Origin of the sequence: Halobellus ruber (assembly GCF_014212355.1) — an archaeon.
GTDB lineage: Archaea > Halobacteriota > Halobacteria > Halobacteriales > Haloferacaceae > Haloquadratum > Haloquadratum rubrum.
Genome location: NZ_JACKXD010000004.1, coordinates 285,951 through 299,757 on the forward strand (window position 1 = coordinate 285,951; position 13,807 = coordinate 299,757).

Annotated in this window: 11 protein-coding genes; 9 read left to right on the forward strand and 2 right to left on the reverse strand. The window is 67.8% G+C overall.

What is annotated here, in order from left to right; translation table 11 throughout:
* Positions 1-35: 35 nt before the first annotated feature.
* Positions 36-2,729: a phosphoenolpyruvate carboxylase gene (gene ppc, locus H5V44_RS12915; protein ID WP_185193544.1), complete on the reverse strand. Its 2,694-nt coding sequence runs from the start codon at positions 2,727-2,729 to the stop codon at positions 36-38.
* Between the two features lie 148 nt (positions 2,730-2,877).
* On the opposite strand from ppc, the gene H5V44_RS12920 reads away from it, so the two are divergent.
* The 7 genes from H5V44_RS12920 (at position 2,878) to H5V44_RS12950 (ending at position 10,346) form a co-directional block, all read left to right on the forward strand.
* Entirely contained in the window at positions 2,878-3,717 is an 840-nt protein-coding gene (locus tag H5V44_RS12920; protein WP_185193545.1) for a ubiquinol-cytochrome c reductase iron-sulfur subunit, read from the forward strand.
* A gap of 128 nt (positions 3,718-3,845) precedes the next feature.
* Positions 3,846-4,391 (forward strand): DUF7344 domain-containing protein, encoded by a 546-nt coding sequence (locus H5V44_RS12925; RefSeq protein WP_185193546.1) that lies wholly within the window; start codon positions 3,846-3,848, stop codon positions 4,389-4,391.
* A gap of 122 nt (positions 4,392-4,513) precedes the next feature.
* On the forward strand, positions 4,514-6,175 hold the full coding sequence (locus tag H5V44_RS12930; protein WP_185193547.1) for a methyl-accepting chemotaxis protein: 1,662 nt from the start codon (positions 4,514-4,516) through the stop codon (positions 6,173-6,175).
* Positions 6,176-6,435: 260 nt separating this feature from the next.
* A complete protein-coding gene (locus tag H5V44_RS12935; protein WP_246403989.1) occupies positions 6,436-7,374 on the forward strand; it encodes a branched-chain amino acid ABC transporter permease in 939 nt (312 codons plus the stop codon).
* Entirely contained in the window at positions 7,371-8,702 is a 1,332-nt protein-coding gene (locus H5V44_RS12940) for a branched-chain amino acid ABC transporter permease (protein ID WP_185193549.1), read from the forward strand. The genes H5V44_RS12935 and H5V44_RS12940 overlap by 4 nt, the downstream gene beginning before the upstream one ends.
* On the forward strand, positions 8,695-9,573 hold the full coding sequence (locus H5V44_RS12945; protein WP_185193550.1) for an ABC transporter ATP-binding protein: 879 nt from the start codon (positions 8,695-8,697) through the stop codon (positions 9,571-9,573). Before H5V44_RS12940 ends, H5V44_RS12945 begins: the two co-directional genes overlap by 8 nt.
* On the forward strand, positions 9,570-10,346 hold the full coding sequence (locus tag H5V44_RS12950) for an ABC transporter ATP-binding protein (RefSeq protein ID WP_185193551.1): 777 nt from the start codon (positions 9,570-9,572) through the stop codon (positions 10,344-10,346). The genes H5V44_RS12945 and H5V44_RS12950 overlap by 4 nt, the downstream gene beginning before the upstream one ends.
* A 257-nt stretch (positions 10,347-10,603) precedes the next feature.
* On the opposite strand, the gene H5V44_RS12955 is transcribed toward H5V44_RS12950, so the two are convergent.
* A complete protein-coding gene (locus H5V44_RS12955) occupies positions 10,604-12,004 on the reverse strand; it encodes an ABC transporter substrate-binding protein (RefSeq protein ID WP_185193552.1) in 1,401 nt (466 codons plus the stop codon).
* Between the two features lie 217 nt (positions 12,005-12,221).
* Here H5V44_RS12955 and udk point away from each other — a divergent pair, with 217 nt between their 5' ends.
* Together udk and H5V44_RS12965 are read left to right on the forward strand one after the other, a co-directional pair.
* Complete coding sequence (gene udk / locus H5V44_RS12960; protein WP_185193553.1) at positions 12,222-12,911, forward strand: uridine kinase; 690 nt, start codon at positions 12,222-12,224, stop codon at positions 12,909-12,911.
* Positions 12,908-13,804 (forward strand): alpha/beta fold hydrolase, encoded by an 897-nt coding sequence (locus H5V44_RS12965; protein ID WP_185193554.1) that lies wholly within the window; start codon positions 12,908-12,910, stop codon positions 13,802-13,804. The genes udk and H5V44_RS12965 overlap by 4 nt, the downstream gene beginning before the upstream one ends.
* The last annotated feature ends 3 nt before the right edge of the window (positions 13,805-13,807 follow it).

Sequence of the window (13,807 nt, forward strand, 5' to 3'; positions counted from 1 at the left end):
TCCGCGACACGCCGGCCGCCGAACTGGCGTCCCCGCTACCCGGTGTTCTTCATCCCGGCGGCGATCCCCTTCACCGTCAGCCGGAGGGTCTGTTCCTCCTCGTCGGTCCGGTGGGACTGCGCCAGGAGCTTCGTCTGCAGCAGGTTCAGGGGGTCGACGTAGGGGTTCCGTCGGCGGAGGCTCTCGTCGAGCCACTCGCGTTTGAGCAGCGACTCCCGGTCGGAGATGTCGAGGACGACGTCGCGGGCGCGCTCGTACTCGGTTTTGAGCTCCGGGAAGAACCGCTCTCTGAGCTCCGGGTCCGCGAGGTCCGCGTAGTGGCTCGCGATCTCGAAGTCCGTCCGGGCCAACGCGAGGGAAGCGTTGTCGAGGGTGGTCCGGAAGAACGGCCACTCGTCGTACATCTCGCGCAGCGTCTCGATGTCGCCCCCGTCGTCGAGGTATGCCTGAATGCCGGTCCCCAGCGCGTACCACCCGGTGATGATACACCGCGATTGGGTCCAGGAGAACACCCACGGGATCGCCCGGAGGTCCTCGACGGTTCGCTCGCCCGACCGCGACGCCGGCCGCGACCCCAGGTTGAGGTTCTCGATCACGCCGATGGGGGTGGCCTGCCCGAAGTACGCCACGAACCCCTCCGACTCCAGCAGGCCGCGGTAGGCCTCACGGGCGGCAGGCGCCATCGTGTCCATCGCGTCGACCCACTCCTCGCGAACCTCCTCTTCGGGCTCGCGGATCGCCCGCAGCCGTGCGCGGATCTGGGCGTTCAGCATCTGTTCGAGGTTCCGCTCGGCGATCTGCGGGTTCGCGTACTTCTCGGCGATCGCCTCGCCCTGCTCGGTGAACTTGATCTGCCCCGAGACCGTCTCGTTCGGCAGCGCGAGCATCGCCTCGTTCATCGGGCCGCCGCCCCGGGAGATCGACCCGCCGCGGCCGTGGAACAGCCGCATCTTCACGTCGAAGTCCCGGCAGATGTTCGCCAGCCGGCGCTGGTTCTTGTAGAGGTCCCAGTTCGCGGCGAGAAAGCCGTTCTCCTTGTTGGAGTCGGAGTAGCCCAGCATGATCTCCTGGACGTTGTCGCGGGCGGCCATCGCCTGCTGGTAGGCCTCGTTCTCGAACAGCGTGCCCATGATCCGGCGGGCGCCGTTGAGCGCCGACTCGGTTTCGAGAAGCGGGACCACGTCGATGCCGCAGTGGTCCGGCAGCGCGACCGCGCCGGCCTGGTCGGCGAGGAACAGCACCTCGAGCACGTGGCTGGGCTCTTCGGTCATCGAGATGCAGTAGGTGTCGATGGCGCCGACGCCGAACTCGCTTTGCCACTCCCCCAACATCCCGAACCGCCGGAGCACCCGCTCGGCGAGGTCCGAGACGTCGCCGGGGTTTTCGAGGTCGATCACCGGCTCGTCCTGGAGGATCGCCTCGGTGAGGACCTCCGTTCGGCCCTCCTCGTCGAGCCCGTAGTAGTCGATCCCCGCCTCGGCGAGCGCCTCGTGGACCGCCTCGGTGTGGTTCTCCTGGTGGTCGCGGAGGTCGAGGCTCGCCAGCGTGAACCCGAACGTGTCGACCTGTCGGATCAGCGGCTCGACGTACTCGTCGGCGACAACGCCCGCGCCCGCCGACCGGAGGCTCCCGTCGATCGTGTCGAGATCCGAGAGCAGCTCCTCCTTTTCGGCGTAGCCGCCCGGCCGGACGTCCTCGATCCGGCGGAGCCGCTCGCGCATCAGCTTCAGTTTCTGCCGGTACGGCTCGCCGGGGTACCGCTCCTCGGCCTCGTCCGCGATGGTGGGGAGCCGCGACGCGTCGGCCTTCAGCGACCGTTCGAGTTCGTGACCGACGTCGACCCGGCGGCCGTCCTGGCTCAGGAAGCCCGAGAGCCGCTTCAGCGCCTGGCGGTACTTCTCTAAGACGACTGCCCGCTGCCGTTCCAGGGTGTCGGTGGTGACCTCCGGGGTTACGAAGGGGTTGCCGTCGCGGTCCGACCCCGCCCACGACCGGAACTCGTAGAGCTTCGGGACGTCGACCTCGGGGTACTCGTCGGCCAGCAGGTCCTCGAGTTCGGCGTAGACCTCGCCGACGACGTCGAACAGGATGGATTCGAGGTACCACTGGACGTTCCGGGCCTCGTCCTGCGGCTCCGGGCGGCGCTCGCGGACCTGGGAGGTCTGCCAGAGGCTGGTTACCTCGGCGTCGACCTTCCGCCACAGTTGGTCGTGTTCGCGGTCGGTGAGCCGGCGTTCGTCGAGCTCCTCTAAGCGGTTCGCGATCGAGCGGAGCTTCGCCTTCACCGTCTTCCGGCGGGCCTCGGTGGGGTGGGCGGTGAACGTCGGCTCGATGAGGACGTCGTCGAGCACCTGCTGGACGGTCTCGGGGTCGGCGTCGGCCTCGACGAGCGTCTCGACGGTGGCGACCAGCCCGTCCTCCAGGTCCCCGCCCTGGGAACTCTCCCGGACGACCCGGGCGCGTTCGCGCTCCTCGGCGAGGTTTATCAGCTCGAAGTACGTGGTGAATGCCCGCGCGACGATGCTCTCGCCGTCGGGCGAGAGCCCTTCGAGCCGTCGGTCCAGTTCCCCCCGGGAGTCGTGTTCCCCTTCCCGGTAGGAGATCGCTGCGTTCCGGATGTCCTCGACCGTCTCGAACGATCCTTCCGACGTCTGCTCGGCCAACACGTCGCCGAGAAGGGCGCCGAGTTCCCGGACGTCCTGGTTGACGTCCCTGCCGTGGAGTTCCATACGGGGCCGTATACTGTGGCCCGTGTAAAAACTACCGAGAGCGGCGGTTTCGGCTTCCCCGTGCCGGTCCCGACGGTGACGCCGGTTCGGGACCCCCGGCTGACGGCCAGGTCGTCATCCTTTTTACCGGCGGCCCGAAGGTTCGGGCATGAGCGAGAGCGACAAGTACCCGGCGGAGTCGGGTCGCCGCCGGTTCGTCAAGGGCGTCGTCGGCGGCGCGGCGCTCGCGGGTGTCGGCGCGACGGGCGCGGCCGCGATCAACTCCGCGACGCAGGCCAGCGGCGCCGGTGGCGGGGCGACCCAGGCGTACGCCATCGAGAACACGGACGGCCCGGCCCCCCGGGGAATGCCGCAGATCCCCGTCGCAATCGACGATGAGGGGTACCTCAAGGGCGTCTGGCCCGAGGTCAAAACCGAGAAACAGGGCGGGATCTCGATTCAGATCGCCGAGACGGAGAACTTCAAAGGCTCGGGTGTGACCTACACCTCGGAGTGGTTCCAGTACTGCGGCGTCGAGTCCTACGCCGGGCTCGAACCCGACTACGACTCCGAGAACTACTTCAGAGTCGGCTCGAACCCCGGCTACGAGTGGCAGAGTGAGACGTACTCCGAGGGCGACCGCCTCCACGTCGACGACTTCTCCAACTATCAGACGTGGACCGGCGGTATGGGCGAGGCAGTCGGCAAGGGTGCCACCGGCCGGTGGCGTTCGGAAGACGCCGAGGACATCATCCCGATCCAGGTCATCAAATCCGACCGAGTGATGGAACTGGCCCAGCAGGACCCGTGGATCGAAGCCTCGACGCAGGACGGATTCATCGCGTGGCTCAACAAGTGCACGCACTTCTGTTGCGTCCCGCAGTTCAAAAACGAGGGCTCGGCCAAGTTCGGCGCCGAAAACGACGTGTACTGTCAGTGTCACCAGTCGGTCTACGACCCGTACAGTCTCGTCCAGACCCTGTTCGTGGCGCGCCCCCGGCCCGAGTGACGGCAGGGCCGTCGTCACACGCGTTCTCCGCCCGTTTCGGTCGTTGTCCGCGTCCGAGTCGACCGTCGCGGCCCGAAGGTGTCCGAGTCGGATACATTCATGTAGGTCGGTCCTCAAGGGAAGACGAGATGACAGACGTGGGGGCGGCGGGATCCGACGTGGCCGACGAACTGTCGACCTCGGAGATCCACGACGTGCTCCGGAACGACCGGCGTCGCCTCGTCCTGAAACGGCTCCGGGCGACCGGGGACGCCGAGACGGTCTCGGGGCTGGCCGAACACATCGGCGGGATCGAGGCCGGGGAGTCGCCGCCGCCGCGGAACGTCCGACAGAGCGTCTACGTCTCCCTTCACCAGACCCACCTCCCGAAACTCGACGAACTCGGGATCGCCGACTACGACCCCGACGGGAAGACGGTCGAACTGGCGGCCAACGCCGGCGCCCTCGAGGCGTACCTGAACGTCGACGCCGACGGCGGCGGGGTTCCGCCAAGCTACTACGTCGGCCTCGGGGTCCTCGGGGGTGGAGCGCTCCTCGCCGCCGTCGCGGGGGTTCCCGGGCTCCGGGCGGTCGGTCCGGCGGGCGTCGGCCTCGCACTCGCGGCAGCGCTCGTCGGCGCCGCGCTGTACGACGTCCAGGCCCGGGGCGGCTCTGCCGGGTTCGGCGCGGACTGAGCGGGAACGACCTCCCCGGCCTCGATACGACGGGGCCCGAAGGCCGGCCCCGTTTTCAGCGCTGATACTCCGAGGGGAGCTATTATTCGGATCCGTCGACCACGCCCGAAACAGACACTCCTATGTCCACACCCGCTGCGGCGTCCGACCGGGAGATCGACCCGACGGGGAACGTCGGGGTCTTCGGCGAGGTGCTCGTCGCCGTCGGGGCGGTCCCGATGGCGATCGAACCGTACATTCCGGCGATCGTTCGCCGAAACTTCGGGCTCCGGGTGTTCCTGCTGGCGTTCGTCTCGATCGTCGTCGCCCCCGGAATCGCGGTCGTCGCGTTCGACGACGTGCTCGCGGCGGCGCTTTTCATCGCCGCCGTCGTGACCGCGACGGGCTTTCTGGGCTACTGTGAGATGTACCGGGCGCTCCGGGAGATCAACACCCGGATCAAGCGAGTCGACGACGGCCAGTTCGACGTCTCCTTCGACGCCGACCGGATCGACGAGATCGGGGAGACCTACGACGCCCTCGAGGAGACCGCACGGTCGCTGGGCGAGACGATCGAGCGGGCGGAGTCCGAACGCGAAAACGCCGAGGCCGAGCGTGAGCGGGCCCGGGAGCTCCACGCCCACCTCGACGAGCAGGCGATCGCGTTCGGCGAGACGATGCGGGCGGCCGCCGACGGCGACCTCACACAGCGGCTCCCCGTCGATTCCGAAACCGAGTCGATGGCGGAGATCGCGACGGCGTTCAACGGGATGATGGACGACATCGAGGCCGCAGTCGAGGAGATCCGCGGGTTCGCCGGGGAGGTCGCCGCCGCGACGGCGGACGCCGAGACCGGGGCCGCGGAGATCGAGGAGGCCAGCGCGGAGGTCAGCGCGTCGGTTCGGGGGATCGCCGGCGACGCCGACGACCAGCGGGAGATGCTCGCGGAGGTGTCCGGAGAGATGAACGACCTCTCGGCGACCGTCGAGGAGGTGGCGTCGTCGGCACAGACGGTCGCCGAGACGGCGACCGAAACCGCCGAGGCCGCAGAGACCGGGGCGACGACCGCCCGCGACGCCATCGACGACGTCCGCGAGGTGGCGGCCGTGATCGATTCCACCGTCGACAACGTCGAGGCCTTGGAGGACCGGATGGCCGAGATCGGCGAGATCGTCGGTCTCATCGGCGACATCGCCGAGCAGACGAACATGCTCGCGTTGAACGCCAACATCGAGGCCGCACGGGCCGGAAGTGGTGGCGGCGGCGACGGCTTCGCGGTCGTCGCCGAGGAGGTCAAGCGACTCGCCGCCGAAACGGGCGACTCCGCCGAGGAGATCGAGGGGCTCATCAACGAGGTCCAAGCGCAGACCGCAACCACCGTCGCGGAGGTCCGCACCGCCCGGGATCACGTCGCCGAGTCGGTCGACGCCGTCGAGAACGTGGTCGAACTGTTCGAGCGCGTCTCCGAGAACAGCCAGCGGACCGACAGCGGGATCCGGGAGATCAGCGACGCGACCGACGATCAGGCCGCCAGCGCCGAGGAGGCGGTGTCGATGGTCGAGGAGGTCGAGGCGATCAGCCGGACCACCGCCGAGAAGGCCGGCTCCGCCTCCGCGGCCGCCGAACAGCAAGCCGCCTCGGTCTCGACGGTCGGCGACACCGTCGCGTCGCTTTCGACGGTCGCCGACCGGCTCGAAGCCGTCGTCTCGGCGTTCGAGACCGGAGGAGATCACACCCGACCCGACGCCGGGGGATCGCCTCCGGGGCGGAGCGCCGTCGCCGGGGACGGCGGCCGTCCCGACTGACACCCGCGGGATTCCGGTCGAAACCCCGTCGCCCGCAGGAGGAAAGACTTAACATCGTCTCACGACCGCAGTCATCCTGAGGATAGTTATCAATGGGGATCGCCGAAACATACACTCGCGGGCGGCAGGTTGCGGTCGCGCGCCCGGGATCCGTCCTCCTGGGGCTCGTCGTGGCTGTCCTGCTGTTCGACTTGGGCGTCGGGCTGGCCACCGGCGACAACTCGTTCAGCGGCGTCGGGTCGCTTATGTGGGACGGGCTGATGCGCGGGCTGGTGATCGGGCTCGCGGGCATCGGGCTGTCGATGACGTACAGCATTCTGAACTTCGCGAACTTCGCCCACGGCGACTACATCACCGCCGGAGCGTTCTCCGGGTGGGCGACCAGCTACCTGATCGCCGGGTTCGGTCGGGCTGATGTCGGCGCTCTCCTCCTGGTCGGCGCCAGCGGGTCGGTATTCGGCGGGACACTCGGCATCGGCGTCACCGGCACGCCGTTGGCGGTCGTCGCCGGGGCAGTAGTGGCCGGGCTATCCACCGTCGCGCTCACGCTTTTCGTCGACCGCACGGTGTTCAAACCCATCCGCGACGAGAGCGGGATCACGCTTCTCATCACCAGCGTCGGGGTTGCGTTCGCACTCCGGTACATCATCCAGTTCGTGTTCAGTTCGAGCGTGCGCGGGACCACCGACCAGCCCCCGTCGGTTTCGCTGTACTTCGTCGACGGCTTCGTCCGGATCAACGCCCACGATATCGCGCTGGCAGTCGTGGCCGGCGGGCTGATGCTCGGCGTCCACCTCCTGCTGCAGCTCACCAAGCTCGGGAAGGCGATGCGCGCAATGGCCGACAACGAGGACCTCGCACAGATCACCGGCATCCCGACCGAACAGGTGGTCCGGGCGGTCTGGGTTATCGGCGGCGGGCTCACCGGCGTCGCGGGGTATATGTTCGTGCTCTGGAAGGGGACGCTCGGGTTCAACGACGGGTGGCTCCTCCTTCTCCTCATCTTCGCTGCGGTCATCCTCGGCGGGATCGGCTCGATCTACGGCGCCATCGTCGGCGGGCTCGCGATCGGGCTGACCGCGTCGATGTCGGTCATCTGGATCCCCTCGGCGTTCTCCCGGGCGGCGGCGTTCTTCGTGATGATCGTCATCCTGCTGGTGAAGCCGGAAGGGATCTTCTCCGGGAGGTCGACAGCATGAGCGTCCACAACGACATTGCGGATCGGATCCCCGGCGGCGATGCGGGGCTCATCGTGGCGGTCCTGCTCGTGACGTACGCCGCGTACGTACTCGCCGGCGTCGGTCTCGGCTTCACCCTGCGCGGACAACTCAACACTATTGCGACGTTGACGTTCTTCATCGGCGTCTTCGCGATGCTGTCGCTCGCTTTGAACCTCCATTGGGGGTACACCGGGCTGTTTAACATCGGTATTGTCGGATTTATGGCGGTCGGGATCTACGTAATGGGGCTGGTTTCGAAGCCGCTATACGAGGCGGGCGGTGCGGCACAGGTCGGTGGACTGGGACTCCCCATCGTCGTTGGGATGATCGCCGGGACGGTTGCCGCCGCGCTTCTGGGACTGGTAGTCGCGCTCCCCGCGTTGCGGCTCCGGGCCGACTACCTCGCGATCGTGACCATCGCGATGTCGGAGATCGTCCGGTTTTCCTTCCTCTCGGGGGAGTTCCAGCAGTTCCGCCTGTTCGGTAGACGCGTGGGGTTCGGCGGCGGAGGAGGGCTTATCCTGGATTACACTGACCCGCTTGAGGTGTTTTTGTCGTTCGTCGGGCTCTGGGACGCCTACCTCGGGTTCGTCGACGCGTTCAAACTCTTCATCCCCAACAACCCGAAACCGATCATCGACGGCCTGGTCTACGGCGTGGTCCTTCTGACGTTCGTCGCGGCGTACTACTGGCTGCTGAAACGCACCGGGGAGTCGCCGTTCGGCCGCGTGCTCAAGGCGATCCGGGAGGACGAGGACGTCGCGAACTCGCTTGGCAAGAACACGAACCGGTTCAAGATCAAGGCGTTTATGCTCGGCTGCGGACTGATGGGGCTCGCGGGAGTCCTCTGGTTTATGCGGAGCGGCGCCGTCACCCCGAACACCTTCCGTCCCCGGATCACGTTCTTCGTCTGGATCGCGCTGATCATCGGCGGCGCGGGGTCGAACACCGGGAGCATTCTCGGTGGCGCGGTCTTCGCCGCCCTACTCTACCAGGGGCCGCGGACGCTGAAGAACCTCATCGAGGCCGTCCTCCCGAACGCCACCGCGCCGTCGGGGTTCGGGCCGGCGGTCGCACCGTTGATCGCGAAGCTTGATCCGGCGCCGCTGCTCCTCTATACCCTCGACAGCATCCGGCAGCTCCAGTTGGTGTTTATGGGACTCGTGCTCATCTGGCTGATGCACAACCGTCCGGAGGGGATGCTCGGCCACCGCAAGGAGACGGCCGCGGGTATTCCGCTGACGGCACAGCGGGCCCGGGAGGGTCAAGCCGCAACCGACGGCGGCGGAGGTGGCGACGATGAGTGACGCCGCGGGGGCGGAAGACGAGTCGGCAGCCCCCCCGACTGCGCCCGACGCCGCCGGTTCAGACGGCCTGAATCTCGGCTCCGGCGGGCCGGGTATCGGCGAGGAGTACCCCCTCCAGGTCGAGGGGCTCCGGAAGGACTTCGGTGGGATCACTGCAGTCGACGACGCCTCCTTCCGGGTCGAACGCGGGACCCTCACCGGCCTCATCGGCCCCAACGGCGCCGGGAAGTCGACGGCGTTCAACCTCATCACGGGGATGCTCGAACCCGACGCCGGCACCGTGACGTTCGACGGCGAGGACATCACCGGCTTGAAACCGCACGCCATCGCGAACCGCGGGCTGGTGCGCACGTTCCAGATCGCCCGGGAACTTCAGGACATGACCGTCCTCGAGAACATGATGTTGGCGCCGAAGGGCCAGCGCGGGGAGTCGCTGTGGCGGTCGGTCGTCCCAGGGGTTCGCGGCGACGTGATCGACCAGGAGTCGGACCTCCTCGATCGGGTGTGGGAGGTGCTCGAGTTTTTCGACATCGACCACCTCGCCGAGGAGTACGCCGGGAACCTCTCCGGCGGACAGCGGAAGCTACTCGAACTCGCACGTGCGCTGCTCACCGACCCGGATATGTTGCTGTTGGACGAACCGTTCGCGGGCGTAAACCCCTCCCTGGAGAAGCGGCTCTTAGAGCACATCCACGAACTCCGCGAACAGGGCTACACCTTCCTGCTCGTGGAGCACGACATGGACCTGATTATGGAGAACTGCGAGCGCGTCATCGTGCTCCACCAGGGCCGGGTCCTGACCGAGGGGACCCCCGCCGAGATCCAGGCCGACGAGGAAGTCATCGAGGCCTATCTGGGAGGGAACGTATGAGCACCGACGACGCGGCCGATGGGGGCCACGCCGCGGTCTCACAGGAGACGGTCCCGGACCGCGAGAGCGAGGCGCTGCTCGAAGTCCGCGGGCTCGACGCCGGCTACGGCGACCTCCAGATCCTGACCGACGTCGACCTCGATGTCGGCGACGAGGAGTACGTCACCATCGTCGGCCCCAACGGCGCCGGAAAATCGACCGTGATGAAGTCCGTGTTCGGGCTCACGAACCTGATGGACGGCACGGTGACGTTCGACGACGAGGACATCACCGGGCTCAGACCGGAGGAGATAATCCGCGAGGGGATCGGGTACGTCCCGCAGAACAACAACATCTTTCGGTCGCTCACGGTCCGGGAGAACCTCGAGATGGGCGCGTACATCCTGGATACGTTTCCGGACGAGGCCCTGGAGGCGGTTTACGACCGGTTCCCCATCCTCGAGGAACGGGAGTCACAGAAGGCCGGCACGATGTCGGGCGGCCAACAGCAGATGCTGGCGATGGGTCGGGCGCTGATGTTGGAACCGGCGCTCCTCCTGCTCGACGAGCCCTCCGCGGGTCTCGCGCCCGACCTCGTCGACGAGATGTTCGACCGCATCGACGCGATCAACGCCGACGGAACCGCCGTGCTGATGGTCGAACAGAACGCGAAGGAAGCTCTGCGGCGCTGTGACCGGGGATACGTCCTCGCGAACGGCCGTAACCGGTATATGGACGACGGCGACGCGCTGCTGAACGACGAGCAGGTCCGACAGGACTTCCTCGGCGGCTGATCGGTCGCGGGGGAAAGGTCGATTCGGGGCGAACAGTCGGCACGCGCGGATCGGGGTCGGCCGACCCGGGAGCCATCGACCGACCCCCTCTTCGGCCCGCGTCGACGTGCCGAGCGACCGCAACCCGACGCGGGGCGATTCCTCCGTCACGCGTGGTTTGCCCCCGGTATTGTACATAAACCTACGTCCGTACCGGACCGACAGCCTCGATTGTCTTGTCTGCCGAGAGAAGCCGGAGCGCAGTGTCGCTACGGTCGTCAGCTGTCCGGCGGCGACAGCGCCGTGCTAATGACTGAGGAGTACGACGACGCGCCCTTGTTGAACGCGACCTGATGGTAGACCTCGCCTTCGAAGGTCTCGACGAACCGCCCGGCGAGCTGTTGGCCGTAGTCGTTGTTGACGTGGAGCACCGACACGGTGTCGGCCCCGAGTCGGTTGGCCATCACCTGCGCCATCACGCGGCCCTGGAGGAGGTCGGACGGTGCGGTCCGGAAGATGTAGTCGTTGTCGTCGAGGTTCGTCACCGACAGCGCGGTCGACGAGGGCGAGCAGCCGACGATCTCGTTGGGGATGAACACCTGCTGGGAGACCGGGACGTTCACACCCGACGACGCCGACCCACAGACGCTCGGCACACCCGCGCTCACCAGCGATTCCGCGGCGGCGGTCCCGGCGCTGGGCGATGTCTGGGTGTCCTCGAGTTGGGCGTTCACCGAGAGGCCGGCGGGGTTGGCGTCGTTCACCTGCATCGCCGGCAGCTGGGCGGCCTGGATCATCGGGCCGCCGACGGAGGCCAGTCCGCCCGTCTCGGGCAGGAGGATTCCGACCGACATCTCGCGGTCGGTTCCGCCCGGTATACTGTCGGCCGAGGGGCCGGCACCCTCGGGGTTGGCACCCTCGAAGCTCTGTTTCTCGACGTTCTCTACGCTCCCATCGTCGGCGTTGAACTCCCAGATGTTGTACGCTGCGGACGCGGGATCACCGGCCTCGTTGAAGTTCGTTACCGACGACGCCCCCTGGTAGTTGACGTCCTCGCCGTTCGCCGCGGCCTCGATCCCCGCGATGAGGTTGTCCGGGGTGACTTCCATCCCGCCGGGGTTGGCGACGTTCCGCATCTGGTCGCGGATCGCCGTGCCGTCGTTCTCGCCGGCCGCGGCGTTCGCGAGCAGCTGGATCGCCACCGAGTCGTACGACTGGGCGGTGAACACGCCGGGGGAGGCGTCGTACTCCTCCTGGAACAGTTCGTTGAACGCCTCCTGGCTCGGTCCGCCCGCGGCGGGCGCCGTTCCGGTGACGTTCGCCATGTCGTTGCCGACCTGGCCGGGCATCGCCGGGTCGCGGAGGCCGTCGGAGACCAGGATCTCCTCGTTGCCGTCGGAGGCGCTGTAGTAGTCCCGGAACAGTTGGATCCCGCTCTCGGGATAACCGATCACGACGAGGCCGTCGGGGCCCTCGGCGCCGCCGCCGGAGTCGGTCTCGGTCATCTCGCCACCGTCGTCGCCCCCGCCGGAGTCGGTCTCGGTCATCTCGCCACCGTCGTCGCCGCCGCCCCCACCGCCGTCGGGGCTCCCGATACAACCAGCCAGTCCCGATGCGCCGATCGCGCCCGCGGCACCGACGCGCTTTATGAAGTCGCGACGGACGATATCACGTGCCATATCCGTCAAATCGGGTTTTCACCCCATAAATGTATCCGTTGGAACGCCGAACTCGGATAAACGATGATCGGGATCTCACCCGGAGAACAACCCGGTTCCCGAGCCAGTCGCCCGTCCTCCCGGAAGCATAATCGTACGTGTCAGGGATGTGGGTTCTCCCGGCTCGTGCGGCTCGAACCGTCAGGATCAAGCGTTCCGACTATCGTGTGGGAAGTAGATGACGACCCCCTCGTTCGTGATCGGGATCGCCGGCGGCACCGGCGCGGGGAAGACCACCGTCGCGCGGTTGGTCGCCCGGAGTGCGGGCGACTCGGTCACCCGGATCCCGCTGGACAACTACTACGAGGACCTGAGCCACCTCCCCGTAGCGGAGCGCGAGGGGATCAACTACGACCACCCCTCGGCCTTCGAGTGGGAACTCGTCCGCGAGCAGGTGTCGTCGCTGCTCGACGGCACCCCGATCGAGATGCCGAACTACGACTTCGAGATCCACAACCGGACCGACGAGACGACGCGGGTCGAGCCAACCGACGTCGTCATCGTCGAGGGGATCTTCGCGCTCTACGACGACGCGATCCGGGACCTGTGTGACCTCCGGGTGTACGTCGAAACCGACGCCGACGTACGGATCCTCCGGCGGATCGAGCGCGACGTGATCGAGCGCGGCCGCGACCTCGAGGGCGTGATCGACCAGTACCTCTCGACGGTCAAGCCGATGCACGAGCAGTTCGTCGAACCCACGAAGAAACACGCCGACATCATCGTCCCGGAGGGCGCAAACAGCGTCGCGGTGAACCTGCTGGAGGAGCGGATCCGCGCCGAGGTCACGGGGACAGCCGGGGACTGGACCCGCGAGTCGATCGAGGAGGCGCTCGGCGAGCGGGTCGCGGCCGACCCCGACGGATGACCGGCCTCCTGCCGTCGGAAACCGATTGTCCCGGAACCTCGCGGTCCGTCGACGTCGGCGAGGTGCGCCTGCATACGGTCGTCGCCGGCCCCGACGACGGCGAGCCGGTGGTGCTCCTCCACGGGTTCCCGGAGTGTTGGTACGCGTGGCACGACATCGTCGAACCGCTCGCGGCCGCGGGCTATCGGGTCTTCGCCCCCGACCAACGCGGCTACAACCGGAGCGACAAGCCCGAGGCCGTGTCGGCGTACCACCCGGACGCGCTCGCCGGCGACGTGTCGGGACTGCTCGGCGCCGTCGCCGCCGCCGACGCCCACGTCGTCGGCCACGACTGGGGCGCCCTCGTCGGGCGGTGGCTCGCGCTTCATACCCCCGGGCGGGTTCGGACGCTCTCGGCGCTCAACGTTCCCCACCCCGCGGTCCCCCGGCGTGCCGTTCTCACCGACCCCCGGCAGCTTCTGCGGAGCTGGTACGGGGGGTTCTTCCAGCTCCCGCGGCTTCCGGAGTTCCTCGCCCGGCGAAACGACTGGCGGCGCGCGGTGGCGTCGATGGCGGACACGAGCCGTCCGGAGGCGTTCGACGCGACCGACTTCGAGCGGTACCGCCGGGCGTGGGCGGTCCCCGACGCCTTCCGGTCGATGATACACTGGTATCGGGTGGTCTTCAGGGCCAACGCCCGGCCGCGGCGCCGCCGAGTCGATCCGTCGACGCTCGTGCTGTGGGGCGCCGAGGATGCGTTCCTCCGGCGGCCGCTGGCGGCGAAAAGCTCAGCGTACTGCGACGACGGCCGGCTCGTGCTGTGGGAAGACGCCACCCACTGGCTCCACCACGAACACCCCGAGCGGGTGGCCGACGAACTCACTCGACGGTTCGCGGCCGCGGGCGGGTCGTAACCG

Coding starts and splice junctions, on each gene's coding strand:
- ppc (WP_185193544.1), bottom strand. CDS start 2,729: ATGGAACTCCACGGCAGGGACGTCAACCAGGACGTCCGGGAACTCGGC.
- H5V44_RS12920 (WP_185193545.1), top strand. CDS start 2,878: ATGAGCGAGAGCGACAAGTACCCGGCGGAGTCGGGTCGCCGCCGGTTC.
- H5V44_RS12925 (WP_185193546.1), top strand. CDS start 3,846: ATGACAGACGTGGGGGCGGCGGGATCCGACGTGGCCGACGAACTGTCG.
- H5V44_RS12930 (WP_185193547.1), top strand. CDS start 4,514: ATGTCCACACCCGCTGCGGCGTCCGACCGGGAGATCGACCCGACGGGG.
- H5V44_RS12935 (WP_246403989.1), top strand. CDS start 6,436: ATGCGCGGGCTGGTGATCGGGCTCGCGGGCATCGGGCTGTCGATGACG.
- H5V44_RS12940 (WP_185193549.1), top strand. CDS start 7,371: ATGAGCGTCCACAACGACATTGCGGATCGGATCCCCGGCGGCGATGCG.
- H5V44_RS12945 (WP_185193550.1), top strand. CDS start 8,695: ATGAGTGACGCCGCGGGGGCGGAAGACGAGTCGGCAGCCCCCCCGACT.
- H5V44_RS12950 (WP_185193551.1), top strand. CDS start 9,570: ATGAGCACCGACGACGCGGCCGATGGGGGCCACGCCGCGGTCTCACAG.
- H5V44_RS12955 (WP_185193552.1), bottom strand. CDS start 12,004: ATGGCACGTGATATCGTCCGTCGCGACTTCATAAAGCGCGTCGGTGCC.
- udk (WP_185193553.1), top strand. CDS start 12,222: ATGACGACCCCCTCGTTCGTGATCGGGATCGCCGGCGGCACCGGCGCG.
- H5V44_RS12965 (WP_185193554.1), top strand. CDS start 12,908: ATGACCGGCCTCCTGCCGTCGGAAACCGATTGTCCCGGAACCTCGCGG.